Source organism: Chromobacterium indicum (assembly GCF_039708975.1).
GTDB lineage: Bacteria > Pseudomonadota > Gammaproteobacteria > Burkholderiales > Chromobacteriaceae > Chromobacterium > Chromobacterium piscinae.
This window is the reverse complement of record NZ_JAYFSJ010000002.1, coordinates 3,563-25,001: the sequence shown is the minus strand read 5'-3', so window position 1 is coordinate 25,001 and position 21,439 is coordinate 3,563. Positions and strand designations below refer to the sequence as shown.

17 protein-coding genes are annotated in these 21,439 nt (G+C 65.0%); 11 read left to right on the top strand and 6 right to left on the bottom strand.

From position 1 onward, the window contains the following. Positions 1-4: 4 nt before the first annotated feature. From der to VA599_RS02545, 7 genes are all read left to right on the top strand, one after another. Positions 5-1,414, top strand: coding sequence for a ribosome biogenesis GTPase Der (gene der / locus VA599_RS02575; protein WP_021479035.1), 1,410 nt, complete (start codon positions 5-7; stop codon positions 1,412-1,414). A gap of 91 nt (positions 1,415-1,505) precedes the next feature. Beyond that, positions 1,506-1,766, top strand: coding sequence for an RNA chaperone Hfq (gene hfq / locus VA599_RS02570; protein WP_011137080.1), 261 nt, complete (start codon positions 1,506-1,508; stop codon positions 1,764-1,766). Between the two features lie 99 nt (positions 1,767-1,865). After that, positions 1,866-2,996 carry a ribosome rescue GTPase HflX gene (gene hflX / locus VA599_RS02565; RefSeq protein ID WP_104947881.1) on the top strand — a complete coding sequence of 377 codons (1,131 nt, stop codon included), beginning with the start codon at positions 1,866-1,868 and terminating at the stop codon, positions 2,994-2,996. Continuing rightward, positions 2,983-4,209, top strand: coding sequence for an FtsH protease activity modulator HflK (hflK, locus tag VA599_RS02560; protein ID WP_346787575.1), 1,227 nt, complete (start codon positions 2,983-2,985; stop codon positions 4,207-4,209). The genes hflX and hflK overlap by 14 nt, the downstream gene beginning before the upstream one ends. Beyond that, on the top strand, positions 4,206-5,090 hold the full coding sequence (gene hflC, locus VA599_RS02555) for a protease modulator HflC (protein WP_021479038.1): 885 nt from the start codon (positions 4,206-4,208) through the stop codon (positions 5,088-5,090). The genes hflK and hflC overlap by 4 nt, the downstream gene beginning before the upstream one ends. 98 nt (positions 5,091-5,188) lie before the next feature. Beyond that, positions 5,189-6,340: an ATP phosphoribosyltransferase regulatory subunit gene (locus VA599_RS02550; RefSeq protein ID WP_104947879.1), complete on the top strand. Its 1,152-nt coding sequence runs from the start codon at positions 5,189-5,191 to the stop codon at positions 6,338-6,340. 39 nt (positions 6,341-6,379) lie between these two features. Beyond that, positions 6,380-7,675: an adenylosuccinate synthase gene (locus VA599_RS02545; protein WP_346787574.1), complete on the top strand. Its 1,296-nt coding sequence runs from the start codon at positions 6,380-6,382 to the stop codon at positions 7,673-7,675. Between the two features lie 70 nt (positions 7,676-7,745). Here the strand turns inward: VA599_RS02545 and VA599_RS02540 are convergent, their stop codons facing one another. The 3 genes from VA599_RS02540 to VA599_RS02530 form a co-directional block, all read right to left on the bottom strand. Next, positions 7,746-9,443 carry an alkaline phosphatase D family protein gene (locus VA599_RS02540; RefSeq protein WP_346787573.1) on the bottom strand — a complete coding sequence of 566 codons (1,698 nt, stop codon included), beginning with the start codon at positions 9,441-9,443 and terminating at the stop codon, positions 7,746-7,748. Between the two features lie 188 nt (positions 9,444-9,631). After that, the gene (locus tag VA599_RS02535) at positions 9,632-9,985 is read right to left on the bottom strand and encodes a VOC family protein (protein WP_104947876.1); all 354 of its coding nucleotides are present in this window, start codon (positions 9,983-9,985) and stop codon (positions 9,632-9,634) included. A gap of 60 nt (positions 9,986-10,045) precedes the next feature. Continuing rightward, positions 10,046-11,287, bottom strand: a complete 1,242-nt coding sequence (locus tag VA599_RS02530; RefSeq protein WP_346787572.1) for a cytochrome-c peroxidase — start codon at positions 11,285-11,287, stop codon at positions 10,046-10,048. Positions 11,288-11,456: 169 nt separating this feature from the next. Here VA599_RS02530 and VA599_RS02525 point away from each other — a divergent pair, with 169 nt between their 5' ends. Both VA599_RS02525 and VA599_RS02520 read left to right on the top strand, forming a co-directional pair. Beyond that, on the top strand, positions 11,457-13,559 hold the full coding sequence (locus VA599_RS02525; protein ID WP_346787571.1) for an acid phosphatase: 2,103 nt from the start codon (positions 11,457-11,459) through the stop codon (positions 13,557-13,559). 130 nt (positions 13,560-13,689) lie between these two features. Beyond that, positions 13,690-15,087 carry a DHA2 family efflux MFS transporter permease subunit gene (locus VA599_RS02520; protein WP_346787570.1) on the top strand — a complete coding sequence of 466 codons (1,398 nt, stop codon included), beginning with the start codon at positions 13,690-13,692 and terminating at the stop codon, positions 15,085-15,087. Positions 15,088-15,129: 42 nt separating this feature from the next. On the opposite strand, the gene VA599_RS02515 is transcribed toward VA599_RS02520, so the two are convergent. The 3 genes from VA599_RS02515 to VA599_RS02505 form a co-directional block, all read right to left on the bottom strand. After that, entirely contained in the window at positions 15,130-16,209 is a 1,080-nt protein-coding gene (locus VA599_RS02515; protein WP_346787569.1) for an ABC transporter ATP-binding protein, read from the bottom strand. Beyond that, positions 16,202-17,944 (bottom strand): ABC transporter permease, encoded by a 1,743-nt coding sequence (locus VA599_RS02510; protein ID WP_346787568.1) that lies wholly within the window; start codon positions 17,942-17,944, stop codon positions 16,202-16,204. Before VA599_RS02510 ends, VA599_RS02515 begins: the two co-directional genes overlap by 8 nt. 93 nt (positions 17,945-18,037) lie before the next feature. Beyond that, on the bottom strand, positions 18,038-19,123 hold the full coding sequence (locus VA599_RS02505) for an ABC transporter substrate-binding protein (RefSeq protein ID WP_346787567.1): 1,086 nt from the start codon (positions 19,121-19,123) through the stop codon (positions 18,038-18,040). 120 nt (positions 19,124-19,243) lie between these two features. Between VA599_RS02505 and VA599_RS02500 the strand changes: the two genes are divergently transcribed. Further along, entirely contained in the window at positions 19,244-19,924 is a 681-nt protein-coding gene (locus VA599_RS02500) for a response regulator (protein ID WP_021479049.1), read from the top strand. After that, positions 19,917-21,317: a sensor histidine kinase gene (locus VA599_RS02495; protein ID WP_346787565.1), complete on the top strand. Its 1,401-nt coding sequence runs from the start codon at positions 19,917-19,919 to the stop codon at positions 21,315-21,317. Before VA599_RS02500 ends, VA599_RS02495 begins: the two co-directional genes overlap by 8 nt. The last annotated feature ends 122 nt before the right edge of the window (positions 21,318-21,439 follow it).

The window sequence follows — 21,439 nt, the reverse complement described above, 5'->3', positions numbered from 1 at the left end:
TTAGATGAAACCTACCGTAGCGCTGGTCGGCCGCCCCAATGTGGGCAAGTCGACCCTTTTCAACCGGCTGACTCGCAGCCGCGACGCGCTGGTCGCCGACCAGCCGGGCCTGACGCGTGACCGACACTACGGCCAAGGCCGGGTCGGCGAGAAGCCGTATCTGGTGGTCGACACCGGCGGCTTCGAGCCGGTGGTGGACGAAGGCATTCTGTTCGAGATGGCCAAGCAGACGCTGCAGGCCGTCGACGAGGCGGACGCCGTGGTGTTCCTGGTGGACGGCCGCTCCGGCCTGACGCCGCAGGACAAGATCATCGCCAACCGCCTGCGCCAGCTTGACCGCCCGGTATTCCTGGCAGTCAACAAGGCGGAAGGCATGAAGCACGCGATCGCCGGCGCCGAGTTCCACGAGCTGGCGCTGGGCGAACCGCTGGTGATCTCCGCCGCCCACGGCGACGGCGTGCGCGAACTGATGGAGCTGGTGCTGGAAGGCTTCCCCGACGAGGTGGAAGAGGAAGACAGCCGCCATCCGAAGTTCGCCGTGATCGGCCGCCCCAACGTCGGCAAGTCCACGCTGGTGAACGCCATCCTCGGTGAAGAGCGGGTGATCGCCTTCGACCAGGCCGGGACCACGCGCGACAGCATCTATATTGATTTTGAGCGCGAAGGCCATACCTACACCATCATCGACACCGCGGGCGTGCGCCGCCGCGCCAAGGTCAACGAGATGCTGGAGAAGTTTTCCGTCATCAAGACCATGAAGGCGATCGAGGACGCCAACGTCGCGGTGCTGGTGCTGGACGCGCAGCTGGACATTTCCGAACAGGACGCCACCATCGCCGGCTTCGCGCTGGAAGCGGGCCGCGCCTTGGTCGTGGCGGTGAACAAGTGGGACAATCTGGACGGCGAGCAGAAGGAAAACGTGCGCCGCGAGATCGCCCGCAAGCTGAATTTCCTGGATTTCGCAAAGTTTCATTACATCTCGGCCATCGAAGGCCGTGGTGTGGCAGACTTGTTCAAGTCCATCGACGAAGCCTACCGCGCGGCCATGGCCAAGCTGGCGACGCCCAAGCTCACCCGTGTGCTGCAGGTGGCGCTGGAGCGTCAGCAGCCGCCGCGTTCCGGCCTGATCCGACCCAAAATGCGCTATGCGCACCAGGGCGGCCAGAACCCGCCGATCATCGTGGTGCACGGCAACGCGCTGGACAGCATTCCGGCCAGTTATACCCGCTATCTGGAGCACACTTTCCGTAAAGTGTTCAAGCTGCAGGGTACGCCGTTGAGGGTGCAGTACAAGTCGTCGGACAATCCGTTCGACAACGACGATAAGGACAAACCGCGGGCCAAGGCCAAGCCGATGTCCAAGATGCGGGGCAGGGAAAAGGAAGTTCGCTACGGCAAAAACAGCAAGAAATAGTACGGCGGAATGTTTTCTGCTAAAAATAAGCAGGCCGCCGCGCTGTTTGCTGGACAGTTAATACAACAATCAACGATTCGGAGAAAAACGAATGAGCTCTAAAGGGCAAATGTTACAAGACCCCTTCCTGAATATCCTGCGCAAGGAACACGTGCCGGTTTCCATTTATCTGGTTAACGGCATCAAGCTGCAAGGTCAGGTTGAATCTTTCGACCAATACGTCGTTCTGTTGAAAAACACGGTGACGCAGATGGTTTACAAGCACGCCATTTCCACCGTGGTTCCGGCCCGCCCGGTCAACATCCCGCACGAGCACCCGGCGCAAAAGCAGGAACAGGCGCAGGACGCTTAAGCCGTCTTCGCTTCGCCGATCGGGCCGATTGGCCGCATCCCAGGATGCGGCCATTCGGCCTTTGTCATTTATCGCCGTACTCAATATGGTTAGCAAACAGTGTTTGATCGTCCCGACTTAGGCGACCAGGCCATCCTGGTCAGCCTGGATTTTGGTGGCACCGACTACCAGGAAAGCGTCGCGGAGTGCGCGGAGCTGGTGCGCGGCAGCAAGGTGGAAATCCTCGGCATGGTGCAGGGCAAGCGCCAGCGTCCCGACGCCGCGCTGTTCGCCGGCAAGGGCAAGGTGGAGGAGATCGCCTCCACGGTGCGCGCCACCGGCGCCAACGTGGTGATCTTCAACCATGCGCTGTCGCCGGGCCAGGAGCGCAACCTGGAGCGCGCGCTGCAATGCCGCGTGATCGATCGCAACAGCCTGATCCTGGACATCTTCGCCCAACGCGCGCGCAGCCATGAGGGCAAGCTGCAGGTGGAGCTGGCCCAGCTGTCGCATCTGTCCACCCGCCTGGTGCGCGGCTGGACCCACTTGGAGCGGCAGAAGGGCGGGGTCGGCTTGCGCGGCCCCGGCGAGACCCAACTGGAAACCGACCGCCGGCTGTTGGGCATCCGCGTCAAGGCTTTGAAGGACAGGCTGGCCCAGGTGCAGAAACAGCGCAACACCCAGCGCAAGAGCCGCAACCGCGCGGGCGTCGCCTCGGTGTCCATCGTCGGCTACACCAACGCCGGCAAATCCACGCTGTTCAATGCGCTGACCAAGGCCAACATCTACGCCGCCGACCAATTGTTCGCCACGCTGGACACCACCAGCCGCAAGCTTTTCCTCCACCAGCAGGCCTCGGTGGTGGTGTCGGACACCGTCGGTTTCATCCGCGATCTGCCGCATACGCTGGTGGCGGCGTTCCGCGCGACGCTGGAGGAAACGGTGCAGGCCAATCTGTTGCTGCACGTGGTGGATTGCGCCAACGATACGCGCGACGCGCAGATAGACGAAGTCAACAAGGTGCTGGCCGAAATCGAGGCCGACGGCATCCCGCAGCTGATCGTGTGGAACAAGAGCGATCTGCGTGAGCTGCCGCCGGAGATCGAGCGCGACGAAGACGGCGTCATCGTCTCGGTGCGGGTGTCGGCGTTGAAGGGCGAAGGCCTGGAACTCTTGCGCGAGGCGATTGCCGAACGGGTGCAACCTTTCGCAAACAACCATAAAGAACCATACGAGCATGTCGCAGAATGACCCGAACCGTGGCCGAAACGGCCAGAATGGGCCACCGGACCTCGATGAAGTGTTCCGTGATCTGAACCGAAAACTCTCCCGCCTGTTGGGCGGCAAGCCCGATAAAGGCGGCCAGGGCGGCAATCAGGGCGGCCGTCCCGGTGCGTCGTTCACGCCGCCGTCGTACAAGGGCGGTGCCGCTGTCGTGGTCGGCGTATTGGCCGCGCTGTGGCTGGCCAGCGGCTTCTACATCGTCGACGCTCGGGAAGAGGGCGTGGTATTGCGCCTCGGCAGCTACAACCGCCTGACTGAACCCGGCCTGCAATGGCATGCGCCGTATCCGTTCGAGAAGGCCGAGATCGTCAACCTGACCGAGCTGCGCAGCATCGAAGTGGGCTACCGCGGCAGCGCGCAGAACCGCGTGCCGGAAGAGTCGTTGATGCTGACCTCGGATCAGAACATCATCGATGTGCAGCTGTCGGTGCAGTACGACATCAAGGACGCGCGCGCCTTCCTGTTCAACAACGCCGCGCGCGAGCGCGATGGCAAGGACTTGGTCAAACAGGCGGCGGAAACCGCGATCCGCGAGGTGGTGGGCCGCAACAAGGTGGACTTCGTGCTGAACGAAGGCCGCGCCCAGATCGCCGCCGACGCCCGCAAGCTGATCCAGGACGTGCTGGACCGCTACCGCGCCGGCATCCGCGTAGCCAAGGTCAACATCAACGACGTGCAGCCGCCGCAGGCCGTGCTGGCGGCGTTCGACGACGCGGTGAAGGCCGGCCAGGACAAGGACAAGCTGCGCAACGAGGGCATGGCCTACGCCAACGAAGTGGTGCCCAAGGCCAAGGGCATGGCCTCGCGCCTGGTGCAGGAAGCCGAAGGCTACCAGCAGCAGGTGGTCGAGCGCGCCCAGGGCGATGCCGAGCGTTTCAAACAAGTGTTGCCTGAATACAACAAGGCGCCCAAGGTCATGCGCGACCGGCTGTACCTGGACATGATGCAGCAGATCATGAACAACAGCAGCAAGGTGCTGGTGGATCAGAAGGGGGGCAACAGCCTGCTCTACCTGCCGCTGGACAAGCTCACGCAGATGGCGTCGCCAGGCGCCGCCGCTCCGGCTCAACCCTCCGCAACCCCGGCCCCCGAGGCCCCGGCCCAGCCAGCTTCGCCGCCCGCGGCGAAGAACGGGCGCGACGCGTCGCGCGGTCGTGATTTCTTTGGAGCGGAGCGATGACTGAAAGACTGATTCCCACCCTGGCGGCGGTGGTCGGCGTGCTGTTCGTCGCCAGCCTGTCGCTGTTTACCGTCGATCAGCGCCAGTACGCGCTGGTTTTCCAGTTCGGCGAAGTCGTGAAGGTGATCTCCGAGCCGGGCATCCAGTTCAAGATCCCGCTGCTGCAGAACGTCCGCTATTTCGACCGCCGCGTGCAGACCATAGACGCCGAGGCGCCGGAGCTGTTCAACACCCGCGAGAAGAAAAACGTGCTGGTCGACAGCTTCGTGAAATGGCGTGTTGTGGATGTGTCGCAGTTCTACAAGAGCGTCGGCTCCGAGGCCGCCGCGGTGGCCCGATTGAAGCAAACCATCAACGACGGCCTGCGCGCCGAGTTCGGCCAGAAGACCGTCGCCGATGTCATTTCCGGCCAGCGCGACCAGGTGATGGAGACGGTTCGCAAGCGCGCGGACGCGGATGCGCGTAAAATAGGTGTGGAAATTCTCGACGTGCGCTTAAAACGAGTCGATTTTCCGGATAAAATAAGCAGTTCCGTCTACGACCGGATGCAGTCCGAGCGCCGCACCGTGGCCAGCCAGCTGCGCAGCGAAGGCGCTGCCGACGCCGAGCGCGTGCGGGCCGAGGCCGACAAGCAGCGCGACGTGATCCTGGCCGAAGCCTATCGCAAGGCGCAGGAGCTGAAGGGCGCGGGCGACGCCAAGGCTGCGGCGATTTACGCCGAGGCTTATGGCAAGAATCCGGAGTTCTACGCCTTCTGGCGCAGCATGGACGCGTACAAGGAGTCGTTCAAGAACAAGAGCGACGTGATGGTGCTCGATCCGAGCAGCGACTTCTTCAAGTATCTGAAGAATCCGCAGGCGGGGCAGGGCAAGAGCAAGTAGGCGACAATTGATTTTTTGAGAAGACTGGCCGGGGCGACCTGGCCAGTTTGCTGATGACAAGGCGGGGCTCCTCCCGCCTTTTATTCTGTTGAAACGAAATGCGTAATTGGCTGTTACCCGAATACATCGCTGACATCCTCCCGGCCACCGCGCGCCAGGTGGAGTCGGCCAAGGCCGCGATGCTGGAAGGCTTTCGCGTGGCCGGCTACGAGCTGGTGCTGCCGCCGCTGATCGAATACATCGACTCCCTGGTGAGCGAAGGCGACGACACGCTGGACCTGAAAACCTTCAAGCTGGACGACCAGCTGTCCGGACGCCAGCTCGGCCTGCGCGCAGACATCACGCCGCAGGTGGCGCGCATCGACGCCCACCTGCTGGGCGAGCGCACCGGCGTGACGCGCCTGTGCTATGCCGGCAGCGTGGTGCACAGCCGTCCGTCCGGCCTGACCAGCTCGCGCGAGCCGCTGCAGGTGGGCGCCGAGTTGTACGGCTACGCCGGCATCGAGGCCGATCTGGAAATCATCGAGCTGATGCTGTCCACGCTGGAGAAAACCGGCGTGAAGAAGTTGCGGCTGGATGTCGGCCATATCGCCATCTACCGCGGCCTGGCCGCGGCGGCCGGCCTGTCGCCCGAGGTCAGCCGCGAGCTGTTCGGCCTGCTGCAGAACAAGGACGCCGCTGGCATCGCCGCGTTGGTGGCCGGGGTGGCCGAGCCTTACAGGAGCGCCTTCCTGGCGCTGCCGGAGCTGTACGGCCCGGCGGCAGTGCTGGAGAAGGCGCGCACCCGGCTGCCGTCGCTGCCGGAGGTGGAGCTGGGCCTGATGCAGCTGTCCGCCATCGCCCGCGCGATGGAGGGCAGGGTGGAGCTGAGCTTCGACCTGGCCGAGCTGCGCGGCGACTTCTACCACACCGGCCTGATGTTCGCGGCCTACGCGCCCGGCTGGTCCGACGCGATCGCCCGCGGCGGCCGCTACGACAATGTCGGCCGCCGTTTCGGCCGCGCCCGTCCGGCCACCGGCTTCAGCCTGGATCTGCGCGATCTGCTGCGCATCCTGCCGGAGCGCGATCCCAGCCGCGGCATCCGCGTCTCCGCCCGCCATCTGCCGGCGGCAGCGGCCGAAGTGGCGCGCCTGCGCGCCGACGGCGAGATGGTGGTGGTGGATTACCTGGGAGAATCCGCGGCCGCATTGAATTGCGACCGAGAGCTGGTTCCCGCTGCCGATGGCTGGCAGCTGGCGCCGTTTCATTGAATTTTTGTTTGAATCTGACTGACGAAGAGGTTTTTTCCAATGTCCAAGAACGTTGTCGTGATTGGCACCCAGTGGGGTGACGAAGGCAAGGGCAAAATCGTTGACTGGCTGACCGACCACGCGCGTGCCGTTGTGCGCTTCCAAGGCGGCCACAACGCCGGCCACACCCTGTGGGTGAATGGCAAGAAAACCGTCGTGCGCCTGGTGCCGTCCGGCATTCTGCGTCCGGATGTCGAGTGCTTCATCGGCAACGGCGTGGTGCTGTCGCCCGAAGCGCTGCTGAAGGAGATCGACGAGCTGGAAGCCGCCGGCGTCAACGCTTCGGCCCGCCTGAAGATCGCCGAAGGCTGCCCGCTGATCCTGCCGTACCACATCGCGCTGGACCAGGCTCGCGAAGCCGCCAAGGGCGACGCCAAGATCGGCACCACCGGCCGCGGCATCGGACCTTGCTACGAAGACAAGGTTGCCCGCCGCGCGCTGAAGGTGATCGACCTGTTCGATCCGGCCCGCTTCGAGACCAAGCTGAAGGAAAACGTAGACTACTACAACTTCCTGCTGACCAATCTGTTCAAGGCCGAGCCGGTGAGCTACGAAGCGATCCTGGCCGACACCATGAGGATGGCCGAACGCATCAAGCCGATGGTGGCCGACGTGTCCCGCACCTTGTACGATCTGGACCAGGCCGGCACGCCCATCCTGTTCGAAGGCGCCCAGGGCACCCTGCTGGACATCGACCACGGCACCTACCCGTACGTGACCTCGTCCAACTGCGTGGCCGGCGCCGCCGCGCCGGGCGCTGGCGTGCCGCCGCAGATGCTGAACTACGTGCTGGGCATCGTGAAGGGCTACGCCACCCGCGTGGGCTCCGGTCCGTTCCCGACCGAGCAGGAAAACGAAATCGGCGCCTTCCTGGCCGAGCGCGGCAACGAGTTCGGTTCCGTTACCGGCCGTCCGCGCCGCTGCGGCTGGTTCGATGCCGCCGCGCTGAAGCGCTCGATCCAGATCAACGGCGTGTCCGGCCTGTGCGTGATGAAGCTGGACGTGATGGACGGCCTGAAAGAGATCAAGCTGTGCACCGGCTACATGCTGGATGGCAAGCTGGTCGACATCCTGCCGTTCGGTTCCGACGCCGTCACCAAATGCGTGCCGGTGTACGAAACCCTGCCGGGCTGGACCGGCACCACCGTCGGCGTCAAGCGCTGGGAAGACCTGCCGGCCAACGCCCAGGCTTACCTGAAGCGCATCGAAGAGGTGTGCGGCGCCCCGGTCGACATCGTGTCCACCGGTCCGGACCGCGAAGAAACCATCGTGCTGCGCCACCCGTTCGGCCTGTAAGCCTCAGGCTTATGCCAGAGAAAAGCCCACCGCTTGCGGTGGGCTTTTTGTTTGCCTGGATGCGCCTGATTCAGGTCTGGACCCACGGCGCCAACGCCAGTTCCGCGCGCAGCGGCTTGCCGCTTTGGCCGAACCAGCCGCCGCTCTCCAGCACTTGTCCCTGGTTGCCGAAAGCCGTCACGGTCAGTTTCGCCGCCGCGGGATCGACGTCCACGCGGCAGAAATTGTCTTCCTGGGTGAAGTTCCAGGCGCGGTAGTCCATCCGGTGCGGCTTGCCGCCGGCGGAGAAGTCGAAGCCGTCTTCCTGTCCCTGCGCCCGAGAGTCGTGGACGAAGCCGGACGGGTCGCCGTCGGCGAAGGGGAAGGGCCAGTAGAAGGCCGAGGAGGTGATCGACAGCACGCGCAGCCGCTCGGCCTCGGCGGAACCGCTCAGGCTCAGCTCGGCGATATTGCTGCAATGGATGTCGCCGGACAGGAAGACCACGTTCTGCACCCGCTTCTCCACGATGAGCCGCAGCAGCGCGGCGCGGGTGGCGGGAAAGGCGGGCCAGGAGTCGGTGGCCTCGCACCAGCGGGCCCGGTCCGCGCCGCAGCCGGCGCGTCCGCTGCGGGCATCCATCGGATTGGGCGCGAACACGCTGGGGCTGATGATGAACTTGGGAGTGTCGCCCAGCTTGTCCTGGCAGTCGGCCAGCCAGGCTAGCAACAGGTCGAGCTGGCTGGGCTCCTCGTCGGCCAGGCTGGGGCGGCCCAGCAGGTGGTTGTCGTCCAGATTGTCCGGCACGTCGTCCATATAGCGCTGGGTGCGCGAATCCATCGCGAAGAAGGGGTAGCGACCGCACTGGAACTGGTAGAACAGCCGCTGGCCGTAGCAGCTGGGGCCGTGCACCCACTGGTAGCTGCGGTAGGCGGCGATGGCCAGGTTGAACACGCGCCGGCTCTCGGCGCGGCGGACGCGGTCCTGGCTCCAGTTGTCCTCTATTTCGTGATCGTCCAGGATCATGTAGGCCGGCAACTGGCGCAGCAGCCGGCGCATGTGGCGAGAGCCGAAGGCGCTGTGGTAGCGCTGCTGGAACTCCTCGAAGGTGTCGGCCAGCCCCAGCGGCACGTGGCGGTTGAGCATGTCGGCGTAGATCTGGTCGCCCACCATCAACAGCAGCCGGGCGGCGTCGCGCCCATCCTGCCCCTTGGCCTCCCGCAGCAGCGGCTCGAAGATGGCGTCGGATTGCTTGGTCTTCCACAGCAGGCCCGGATAGCGGCAGGAGCCGACGATGAAGCTCAGCCGGCCGGCGGGCGCGTCCGACGCCGGGAAGGTGCGGAAGCGGGCTTCGGATTCTTCCGCCGGCAGCGCCTCCAGATCGTCGAACCAAACTTCGGCGGCGGGCAGGCGCTTGGCCAGATCGCCGTGGGACAGGCTGTCGTCTTCCGGCGCGGGGTCGTCCAGCAGCAGGGTGCCGACGCGGACGATGTAATCGGTGTCCGGGAGCAAGGGGACGGGGGCGCTGTCCGCCGGCTTCAGACCCAGCTCCTCGCCCAGGGTGAAGGTGCCGGTGCGGTCGTACTCCCGCCGCAGCCGGAAATAATGGACGCGGCGCCGGCGCGGACGGCGGCCGTTTTCCCAGGTGACGGCGATCACGCCTATGGTGCGGCACTCGCCGTCGATGTCGGCGCCCTCGTCGCCGGCGGAGCCGCGTATCCAGATGCGCGCGGTGCTGGCGGTGGTGTGGCCGACGATGGGCCCGAGCTGGGCCGGTCTGAGTTTGCTCATGGGGGCTCCCAGGGCCGGACGCGGCGCGTCGGTCCCTTTCCTGATGCGGGTGCGTGGATGCGGCTGTTTTTATGATCTGCGCGGCGGCGTTGAGGCCGTCCGTGTTTGAAACATATGCCGGGAGCGGATGCCGCGGGGGAGCGTTTGGTCGGATTAAGTGGATGTACGGAGCCCGTCGCGGGGAAGGCTCAGTCCAAGTGCTGGAGGATGTTGACCAGCTTGCCCAGCGGGTCGCGGACGAAGAAGCGGCGCACGCCCCAGGGCTCCACCGCCGGCCCGTATTCGATGGCGATGCCGGCGCTCTGCGCGCGCGCCAGCGCCTGCTCCAGATCGTCCACTTCGATGGACAGTTCCGGCACCGGGGTGCCGGAGCCGCCTTCGCTGGCGAAGCTGATTTGCGGCTGCATGGCGGCGTCGGATGCGTAAATGCGGATCCAGCCGTGGTCCATCACCATTTCCAGGCCCAGCACGTCGCGGTAGAAGCGCTCCGCCGCGGCTGGCGTGGCGGTGGCGATATTGGCGACGATGCGCTGCACTTTCATCGAGCTCTCCCGGATATGGAATCGACTCGTTCAGCATAGCCGCAGCCCCGCCGCCGCGGCTCAGCTTTTGCCGCGGCCCGCCGGCTTGTAGCCGTCGTTCAGCGTTTTCAGGAAGGCCAGCATGTCGTCGATGTCGCGCTCGCTGAACATGGCTTTGCCGCCCGCCTTGCCGCCGAACGGCGCTTCCATGTTGACGTTGGCCTGGTAGCGCGCCGGCAGGTCGTCGAACTTGGCCACCTTGCCGTCTTTGCCCTTCGGATACCACTTGCCGGGACGGGTGTCGCGTTCGGCGTAGAAGCGCAGCACCTGGCGCAGGTCATGGAAGGCGCCGTTGTGGAAAAAGGTTTTGCGGCTGGCCACGTTGCGCAGCGAAGGCGTGCGGAACAGGCCGCAGTAGTCGCCGCGGTTCTTGAAGTCGGTGCGTGCCGGGCCGCACAGGCCCAGGTCGAAGTAATGGCCGTCGCGGTTGGCGGCCAGCTCCGGATTGCGCGGCGCGCCGACGGCGATGTGGCCGTAGTCGGTGAAGGCGGGGAAGGCGCCGCTCTCGCTGCGCTGGCTGATGTGGCAGGACGCGCAGTTGCCCTTGTCCGGATCGTTGAACGCCTTCAGCCCGCGCGCTTCTTTCGCGCTCAGCTTGGCCTGGCCGCGCAGGAAGGCGTCGTATTTGCTGTCGTAGGGATAAAACTCGCGCGGATTCTGCTGGAACACTTCCAGCGCCAGCGCGGCCTTGTCGAAGGCCTGGGCGGGATGGCTGAAGATGTCGCTGCCGAACAGCGTCTGGAAGCGCGCGGCGGCGGCGGAGCGCCGCAGCTTGTCGACCACCGCGGCCGGCGTGCCGTTGGCCATCTCGTTGGCGGCCAGCAGCGGCAGCGAGGCCTGGGCATGGGCTGAGTCGGCGCGGCCGTCCCAGGTATAGCCGCCGGTGGGGCCGGCGTCTTCGCTGTCGTTGCCGTCGTTGTCGTGGAAGTGCTCGCTGAACGGCGGCACGCTTTGCAGATAGCGCAGGGAAGGCGCGGCGCGGGTGCCGGGCTGTTTGCCATCCTTGCCGCCCAGCTGAGCGGCCAATCCGTTCGGCGGGCCGTAGGCATGGGACGGGCTGTGGCAGGTGGCGCAGGACATCCGGCCTGAAGCGGACAACGAACGGTCAAAGAACAGTTGGCGGCCTAGCTCCTCCAGCTGTTTTGCGCTGACCGGGCGCGGGCCGGGCGCGTAGCTGGCGCTCTGATAGGCGGGTTTGGCCGGAGCGGCAGCCTGGACGAGGCCGGCGCAGGCGAAGGCGATGGAGAGCAGAAGGCGTTGCATGATGGCGGTGTCGATTGCGGTGGCGGGACTGTACTTGGGGTTAATGACAAAAAGATGAAAATGGAAATGCGGCATCTGTTCATACGGAAAATACTGACAGAATGTAAATGTAATGTAACATGCCGTCGCGATACTTCGCATTTTCCGTTAAACAGTAAGGAAATCCGTGATGCAACGTTTAGCCTGTGGCCTGGCGCTGACCCTGGTCGGCGCCGCTGTATTGAGCGCCTGCGGCAGCGGCGGCGGCTCTGCCTCCACCAGCGGGGTGGTGACCGGCAGTTACTTCCGCCACGCCAAGGTTTGCCTGGACCGCAACGGCAACGGCCGCTGCGACGCCGCCGAGCCCTCGACCTATACCGACGACAATGGCGCGTTTCGCCTGAGCGGCCAGGGCGATGTGGTGGTGGAAGTGGGCACCGACGCCGTTCGGTACGACCCCGATACCCAGACCGCCGCGCCGGTGACTGAGCCCTTGGTGTTCCGCGCTCCGGCCGCCGCCAACGGCGTGGTCAGCTCGCTGTCTTCCGAGGTGGCCGATCTGATGGACGGAGGCATGGATCTCTCCAGCGCGCGCAGCGCGGTGGCCGCGCGGGTGGGGGTGCCGGCGGACAAGCTGCTGGGCGACCACAACAAGGAAAGCGATCCCGACGTCAAAGCCGCGCTGAAGGCGGCGATCAACCAGAACATCGACGCCATCGCTGGCGCGGTGAAGGAGGCGGGCGCCGGCGGCGACGTCAAGAGCAGCCTGCACCGGCGGATGGCGCTGTCGGACATCAAGAACGTGGTGGTGATTTACGCCGAGAACCGCGGCTTCGACAACCTGTACGGCCTGTTCCCCGGAGCCAACGGCATTCCCGGCGTCAATCCGTCATCCAGGGGCGGCTACGTCGCGCAGAAGGATTTCGACAACTCGACCCTGCCGGCGCTGCCGCCGGCCTGGGGCGGTCTGACCGCCGCCGGCCAGGCCGTGACGCTGAGCCAGGCGCAGACCATGGGCTTCGCCAACAAGCCGTTCCAGATCGACGATCCGAACGGCCTGAACGGCACCGGCGTGGCGGTGCCGCAATCGGTGATCACCCGCGATCTGGTGCATCGCTTCTACAATAACCAGATGCAGATCAATGGCGGCGCAAACGACAAGTTCGCCGCCTATTCCGACGCCGGCGGCTTGTCGATGGGCTATTACGACGGCAGCAAGATGGCGATGTGGAAGCTGGCCCAGCAATACACGCTGGCGGACAATTTCTTCATGGGCGCTTTCGGCGGCTCCTTCCTCAATCACCAGTATCTGGTCTGCGCCTGCGCGCCGCAGTATCCGAATGCCGATGCTTCGCCGGCCAAGGGCAGCATCTCTGCGATCGACACCGACGGCAAGGGCAATTTCGTGCGGCTGACGCCGGCGGCCAATGCGCCGGCATCCGTGCTCTCCGGCGCGGCCAAGTATCTGAACGACAATAATTTGACGCCCAAGGACGCGGCCGGCATGTACTATGCGGTCAACACCATGCAGCCGGCGTTCCAGCCCAGCGGCAACGCGCCGGCCTCCGGCGACGCCAGTGGTCTTTACGCCGATCCGGCCAAGGCCAATACCTTGCCGGCGCAGACTCAGGCGACCATCGCCGACCGCCTGGACGCGAAGCAGATCAGCTGGGCCTGGTATGCCGGCGGCTGGGCGCAGGCCACGTCAGACCGCAGCAAGATCTACAACGGCGGCGTGCCCAATTTCCAGGCTCACCATCAGCCGTTCAACTACTATGCCAGTTTCGATTCGTCCAAACAGGCGGCCTATCGCGGCCAGCATCTGAAGGATTTCGATCAGGATTTCCTGAGCGCCGCAGCCGCGGGCGCGCTGCCGCAAGTGGCTTTCTACAAGCCGCAGGGCAACCTGAACCAGCATGCAGGCTACGCCAGCGTGGCGGACGGCGACGCCCACATCGCCTCGGTGATCGCCAAGCTGCAGCAAAGCCCGCAGTGGAAGAACATGCTGGTGGTCGTCACCTATGACGAAAACGGCGGTTTCTACGACCACGCGGCGGTGCCCAAGGGCGACCGCTGGGGGCCGGGCACCCGCATTCCGGCCATTCTGATCTCGCCGTTCGCCAAGAAGGGCTATGTCGATCACACCCAGTACGACACCGCGTCCATCCTGCGATTCCTGACGCGCCGCTTCGGCCTGCAGCCGTTGCCGGGCGTGACCGCGCGCGATGTCGCGCTGGTGAGGAACGGCGGCAAGCCGATGGGTGACTTTGCCTCGGCGCTGACCTTCAACTAAGCCGCTTCACTCTGAAAGCTGCCGGGCCGCCCGCTTTGTCGGGCGGCTTTTTGTTAGCGTTCATGACATTCGGCACGCTGGCGGCCGCAGAGTGATAAACTGAAACGCTTCTCGCTCATATTCTCTCGTCATGCAGTTGAAAATCGCTCCCGGCATGCTGACGCCGCTCATCGTCGCCACGGCGCTGTTCATGGAAAACATGGACGCCACCGTGATTTCAACCTCGCTGCCAGTGATCGCGCAGGATCTGGGGGTGGACCCGATCTCGCTGAAGCTGGCGTTGACGTCCTATCTGGTCAGCCTGGCGGTGTTCATTCCCATCAGCGGCTGGATGGCCGACCGTTTCGGCGCCCGCCGCATTTTCCGTTCCGCCATTCTGGTATTCATGCTGGGCTCGCTGCTGTGCGCGATGACCGGCAGCTTGCACGGTTTTGTGCTGGCGCGCTTCCTGCAGGGCATAGGCGGGGCGATGATGGTGCCGGTGGGGCGGCTGGTCATCTTGCGCACCATAGACAAGGCGGATCTGGTGCGGGCGCTCAGCTACCTGACCGTGCCTGCGCTGCTGGGACCGGTGATCGGGCCGCCGCTGGGCGGCTTCATCAGCACTTATTTCCATTGGCGATGGATTTTTCTGATCAATATTCCTATCGGCCTGCTCGGGCTGGCGCTGGCGGGGCGTTTCATCGCCAACTTGAAAGAGGACGAAGTGCCCAGGCTGGACTGGTGGGGTTTTCTTTTGACCGGCACCGGACTGTCGATACTGATGCTGGGGCTGGCCACCGAGGGCAAGCACATGTTGTCAGCCACCGCTTCGATCTGGCTATCCATGCTGGGCGCGTCGCTGCTGCTGGCCTATCTGTGGCATTACCGCAGGCAGTCGCATCCACTGCTGGATCTGTCGTTGCTCAGGCTGCCCACTTTTTATGCCGGTGTGGCCGGAGGCTTCATATTCCGGGTCGGAATCGGCACCATTCCCTTCCTGCTGCCCTTGATGCTGCAGTTGGGTTTCGGTTTTTCGCCGTTCGAGTCCGGCCTGCTGACCTGCTCCACGGCGATGGGCGCGATAGGGATGAAGACCGTTGTCTCCAAGGTGTTGCAGCGGTTCGGCTTCCGGCAGGTGCTGGTGGTGAACAGCATTCTGGCGGGGTGTTCGGTGGCCGTGTACTCGCTGTTTCAGGCTGACACGCCGCATTGGCTGCTGTTGCTGGTGTTCGTGCTGGGCGGTTGCCTGCGTTCGCTGCAGTTCACCAGCCTGAATGCGATCACTTTCGCCGATGTCGACAAGGAGAGGCTTAGCCACGCCACCAGCCTGTCCAGCGTCGCGCAGCAACTGGCTGCCGGCTTCGGCGTGACGGTGGGCGCGTTCGCGTTGCAGGGCGCTGCCTGGCTGCAGGGCCATCAACAGCTGACCGCGGGCGATTTCGGCCACGCTTTCCTGTTCATGGGCGGTCTGACCGTATTGTCCAGCCTGCAGTTTTGGAAGTTGAAGCAGGATGCCGGACGGCAGGTGTCGCGCGGGCATGAGTGACAGCCGTCCGGGCGTGCGCCCGGAACGGCCGCTTGCCTGAGGTTAGCTTGGATTGGATGCTTCCCGGCCGAACGCCCAAGTGTCGCGCTCGCCGAACTCCAGCCAGCATTCGCCAGCCGCCCTGGCTTCCTGGCCGTAGGCGCGCAGCCGGTTTTCCCCTTGTTGCAGCAGGTATTCCCAGCGGTCGCCCAGATACATCGAGGTGAGCAGCCTGGCCGGCAGGCGGTTGTGGCCGGGCTCGTCGCGCACGCGCAGCCGCTCCAGCCGGATCACCGCCTGCGCCTGGCTTCCCGCCGGCAAGGGCTGGCGGGCGGTGGCCCTCAGTTGCCAGCCGTCGCCGTTCAGGATGACGCTATCGCCTTCGCTGGCGGCCACGGTGGCGCTCAAGGTGTTGTTGGCGCCCATGAATTGCGCGCTGTACAGGCTGGCGGGCTGGGAGTAGAGCTCGGTCGGCGTGCCGGCCTGTTCGATGCGGCCGTGTTTGAGCAGCAGGATGCGGTCGGACATCGCCATCGCTTCGCCCTGGTCATGGGTGACGCACAGCGCGGACAGTTTCAGCTCTATGATCAGTTCGCGCAGCCAGGCGCGGGCCTCCTCGCGCAGCTTGGCGTCCAGATTGGACAGCGGCTCGTCCAGCAGGATGACCGGCGGGTTGTACACCAGGGCGCGGGCGATGGCTACCCGTTGCTGCTGGCCGCCGGATAGTTGATGGGGGTAGCGCTGGCCCAGCGCGCCCAGGCCCAATTGACCCAGCACCTGTCCCACGCGGTCGGCTATCTCTTTTTGCCCGGTCTTGCGCAGCTTGAGGCCGTAGCCGACGTTTTCCGCCACCGTGCGGTGCGGCCACAGCGCGTAGGACTGGAACACCAGGCCCAGCGAGCGGTTCTCCACCGGCAGGTTGTGGCCGGCATCGCCGTCGTACAGGGTTTGCTCGTTGAGGTGAATGGCGCCGGCGGAGGGCTGCTCCAGCCCGGCAATGGCCCGCAGCAGCGTGGTCTTGCCGCTGCCGGAGGCGCCCAGCAGCGAGACGACTTCTCCAGCATTGAGGGTGAAGGACACGCCTTTGAGGATGGGCGTGGCGTCATAGCTGAGAAACAGATTGTCGACGACGAGCTTAGTCATGCAGTTTCACTCCCAGGCGCAGCGCCACGGCCAAGCCGGCGCCCACCATCAGAATATTGATCACGGACAGCGCGGCCACCTGGTCCACCGCGCCTGTGGCCCATAGCGATACCAGCAGCGAGCCGATGACTTCGGTGCCGGGGGACAGCAGGTAGACGGCGGTGGAGTATTCGCGCTCGAAAATCATGAAGATCAGCAGCCAGCTGGAAATCAGGCCGAAACGGATCAGCGGCAGCGTGACGTCCAGGCTGGCGCGGCGCGGGCTGGCGCCGACGCTGCGGGCGGCTTCTTCCAATTCCGGCCCCACCTGCAGCAGCGCGCTTTGCACCAGCCGCATGCCGTAGGCCAGCCAGACCACGGTGTAGGCCAGCCAGATCGAGAACATGCTGTTCTTCGCGCCCTGCAGGCCGGGGACGAACAAGAACACCCATAGGAAGGCGAGGCCGGCCAGGATGCCGGGCACCGCGCGCGGCAGCAGCACCAGATAGTCCAGCAGGCGGCTGCCCCAATCGTGGCGGCGATGGCCGGCGAAGCCCACCAGGGTGTAGAAGCCCACCGCCAGCGCGCCGCCTATCACGCCCACGCCCAGGGTGTTGACGATGGCGCGCACGATGCTGTCTTCCTCGAACAGCAGCGAGAAGTGCTCCAGCGTCAGCGCCTCCGCCAGGGACACGCCTTCTCCCCAGTGGCTGACCACCGAGCGCAGCGCGATGCCGGAAATGGGCACCGCCACGGTCAGCAGCAGCCACAGCAGCACGATGGCGATGGCGAGGTAGCGCCAGGCGCCCAGCGACAGCGCGTGCTGGCGGCCGGCCTTGCCCTTCACTGTGACGAAACGGTTGGCGCTGCGCAGCAGGCGCCGTTGCAGCAGCACCAGCGGGAAGGTGATGGCGATCAGGCATACCGCCACCGCGGCCATCAGGTGATAGGACGGAATGCCCAGCTTGTTGGTGAGCTTGTAGAGATAGGTGGCCAGCACCAGATGGCCTTCCGGGTCGCCCAGCACCAGCGGCAGGCCGAAGATCTCAAAGCCGAGAAACAGCACCAGTACGCCGGAAAACAGCAGCGAGGGCATGATCATCGGCAGACTGACGTCGCGCGCCACCCGGAACGGGCTGGCTCCGGCCACGCGCGCGGCTTCTTCCACGTCCGACCCCAGATTGCGCAGGGCGGCGGATGCGTAGAGATAGATGTGCGGCACATGGGTGAGGCCGGCGATGACGGCGATGCTGGTCAGCGAATAGATGCTCCACGGCAACTCGTCCCAGCCGAGCAGTTGCTTGATCCATAGCGAATAGAAACCCACCGGGCCGGCGGCCACCACGTAGCCGAAGGCCAGCACCATGGGCGAGACGAATACCGGCGTCAGCAGCAGCGGCTCCAGCCAGCGGCGGCAGGGCAGGTCGGTGCGGACCATCAGGAAGGCGAGCACGCCGCCCAGGGGAATGGCGATCAGCGCCATGCCGACGGCGATGGCCACCGAGTTCTTCAGCGCGGACCAGAAGTCCGGGTCGGCGAAGATGAAGCGGTAGGCGTCCAGGCCCAGGCTTTTGTCCGCCATGAAAAAGGGCTGGTTGAGCAGGCTCTGGTACAGCACCAGCGACAGCGGCGCCATCACGGCCAGTGCGACGCAGGCGATGGTCAGATTGCGCCAGCACAGGTGGCGCGTCAGCCGGCGGCCGGGTGCGGTTGGCGGCGCCGGCGGCGATGCCGCGGCGGTGGAGGAGGTATGCATTGCGTGGACTCCGGAATGTGGGCGTCCGGCGCGCAGACGATGCGGCGCGCGGGACGGAGTGCGGCGGCCCGGCCTAGGCGGCCGGGCGGCGGCTCAGTTCTTCAGCGACTGCTGCCAGTTGCGCATGAAGTCCAGCCGCTTGGCCTGGTCCAGGTAAACTAGCAGGCCGGGGCCGATCTGGATGGGCTTGATGCTGCTGCCCAATTGCTGGTTCAACGCGGACAGGGAGGCCGCGCCGCTGACATCGGACCGCAGCGAGAACAGGTCGGCCTGGTTGGCGAGAATGTCCTGGCCGCGTTTGGACAGCAGGTAGTCCAGCCATAGCCGGGCGGCGCTGGGGTTTCTGGCTTTCTTGGAGACGATGGCCAGCCGGCTGGCGACCTGGGTGTAGTCCTTGGGATAGACGTAGCCGATGGATGGGTCCTTCTTGGCCTTGGCGAAAGCGTAGGAGCCGAGGATGTTGTAGCCGATCAGATTCTCGCCGGAAGAGATGCGTTCCATCATCGCGCCGGTGGATGTCTGCAGCTTGACGCCGGATTGGCCCAGCGCGCGCACCAGGTTCCATACGTCTTGTTGGCTGTAGCGGTAGTCCTGGGTCAGAAAGTTGAAGCCGACGCCGGAGCGCTCGATGTCGTAGGTGGTGACCTTGCCTTTGAAGCGCGAGGGATTGGCCTTCAGGATGCGGATCAGGTCGGCGCGGGTCTGCGGAATTTCTTCAGGCTTGAGCAGGCGCTTGTTGTAGACGATGGCCACCGGCTCGTAAGTGGTGGCGTAGGCCTGCTGCTGGTAGTGCGCCCACTTGGGCAGATTGGGCGTCTCGGGCGAGGCGTAGCTGGCAGCGTAGCCGTCGTTGACCAGCTTCACCTGCAGGTCCATCGCCGAGCTCCACACCAGATCGGCGCTGGCGCTGTTGGCCGCGTTTTCGCTGATGAAGCGGTTGTAGATCTCGGTGGTGTTCATGTCGTGGTATTCCACCTTCACCGCTGGATACAGCGACTGAAAGTCCTTGAGCAGCGGCCGGGCGACGGCGCTGTCGGTGGCGGAATAGATGATCAGCTTGCCTTCCTTGGCTGCGGTGGCTTCCAGATTTTGATAGCTGGACGGATAGTGCGCCGGCGCCGCCCAGGCGGAGCCGCTTAACGCCGCGACGCCGAGTGATAGTTTCAGCTTGCCTTGCATGATGCCTTCTCCTGTAGGAGCCCTGTCCGGGCTCGTCTTGTTTCCGCCGCTCTATTGGCTGCGGTCTGGCAAGCATGGTATTAGAGTAAACCTTTCAATCCGCTTTCAGCTTGGCAAGTCATGCGCATTCTCCTAGTGGAAGACAATCTGGCCCTGGCCGAATCCCTGCTCAAAGCCCTGACGCAGGCGGGTTTCGCCGTCGACGCGATGCATGACGGCCAGGACGCCGACCATGTGCTGCATACCCAGGACTACGCGCTGGTGATCCTGGACCTGGCCCTGCCCAGGCTGGATGGCTGGGAAGTGCTCCGGCGTTTGCGGGCCCGCCGCAAGTCGGTGCCGGTGCTGATCCTGACCGCGCACGGATCGGTGGAGGACCGGGTGCGGGGGCTGGACATGGGCGCGGACGACTACCTGTCCAAACCGTTCGATCTGGTGGAGCTGGAGGCCAGGGTGAGGGCGCTGATACGCCGCAGCCATGGCCATGACCACAATCTGCTGATGGTGGGCGGCTTGAGCTATGACGGCGGCAGCCGCGTGTTCACGCTGGCGGGCCAGGCCTTGAAGCTGACTCCGCGCGAGCACGCGGTGCTGGAGCTGCTGATGCTGCAGGGCGGCAAGGCCATCAGCAAGGACGCGCTGTCCGAGCGCATTTTCGGCCTGGACGAATCCGGCAGCGCCGAAGCCATGGAAATCTACGTGCACCGGCTGCGCAAGAAGCTGGCGCACGGCGACGTCGGCATCGTCACCTTGAGGGGGCTGGGCTATCTGCTGGCGCGGACGGATGGCGGCGATGGCTAGCGGCCAGGCTTGGCGGCGTCCGGACAGCCTGCGGCTGCGCTTGTTGTGGGGGCTGTTGCTGCCCTTGCTGCTATTGCTGTCTCTGGATGCCTATCTGACCTATCAACGCAGCCTGGCCGGCGCCAACGCGGCGTTCGACCGCATGCTGCACACTTCGGCGCGAGCCATCGCCAACGGCATCAGCAGCCATAGTGGAGAAATCCGGGTGGACATCCCGTATTTCGCCTTGCAGATGTTCGAGAGCAATGCCGCCGGCAAGGTGTTTTACCGGGTCAGCGATGAAAAGGGCAGGGTGCTGACCGGTTACGAGGATTTGCCGGCGCCGGCGAAAAAAGGCGCGGGCGCGCCGGCACTGCAGTTTTCCGACGCCGACTATCTGGGCGAGGAGGTGCGCCTGGTCAGCCTGCGGCAAACGGTGCGGGACATGCTCACGCTGCGGGACCAGGATGTCTGGGTGCAGGTGGCGGAAACGCCGGAATCGCGGCAGGAGCTGGCGCGCAGTCTGTTGCTGGGCTCTTTGCTGCAGGAAATCCTGCTGGTGTTGACGCTGCTGCTGATCGTCTCGCTGGCGGTAAGCCGGGGTCTGCGGCCCTTGCGGCGTTTATCGGCCGAGGTGGCGTCGAGAAATGAAGACGATCTGGAGCCTCTGCCCAAGGCGGGGTTGCCCAGCGAACTGGCGCCGCTGGTGGACGCGCTCAATCTGCATGGCGAGCGGCTGCAGCGTTTGTTCGCCGCCCGCCGCCGCTTCATCGACGATGCCGCCCATCAGCTGAAGACGCCGCTGGCCGTGATGCAGACCCAGGCGGAACTGGCTTTGCGCGAGGAGGAGCCTGTCGAACAGCGGTGGCAACTTCGTCGATTGCTGGCCGGCCTGCGCCAGGCGGGGCACATGGTCGCGCAGTTGCTGCAGATGTCGCGGCTGGAGCCGGACAACGGCCAGCCCATCGCGCTGGGAAGGGTGGACGCGGCGGCGCTGGCGCGCGAGGTGGCGCTGGAGTGGGCCGCCGCCGCTCATGAGCGCGGCGCGGACTTGGGATACGAGGGCGAGGACAGCGTTTCGGTTCGCGGCAATCCCGCCCTGTTGCGAGAGTTGCTGAACAATCTGCTGGACAACGCCTTGCGTTACGCAGGAGACGGGGCGGTAGTGACGGTGGCGGTGCGGGATGGGCCGCATGCCTGCCTGGAAGTGAGGGACAGCGGGCCAGGCATTCCGGAAGCGGAGCGGGAAAAGGTGTTGCTGCGATTTTATCGGTTGGCGGGAGAGAGGCGCGAAGGCAGCGGATTGGGGCTGGCCATCGTCAGAGAGATCGCGAGCCGGCATGGCGCGCGCTTGTCGCTGGATCAGGCGATGGAGGGTGGATTGCGGGTGGGCGTGCATTTTTCGGAGCGCTGAAAAACGAAAACCCCATTGCCGAAGCAATGGGGTTTTCGTCGAATTTGGTGCCCAAGAGAAGACTCGAACTTCCACACCCTTGCGGGCGCTAGGACCTGAACCTAGTGCGTCTACCAATTCCG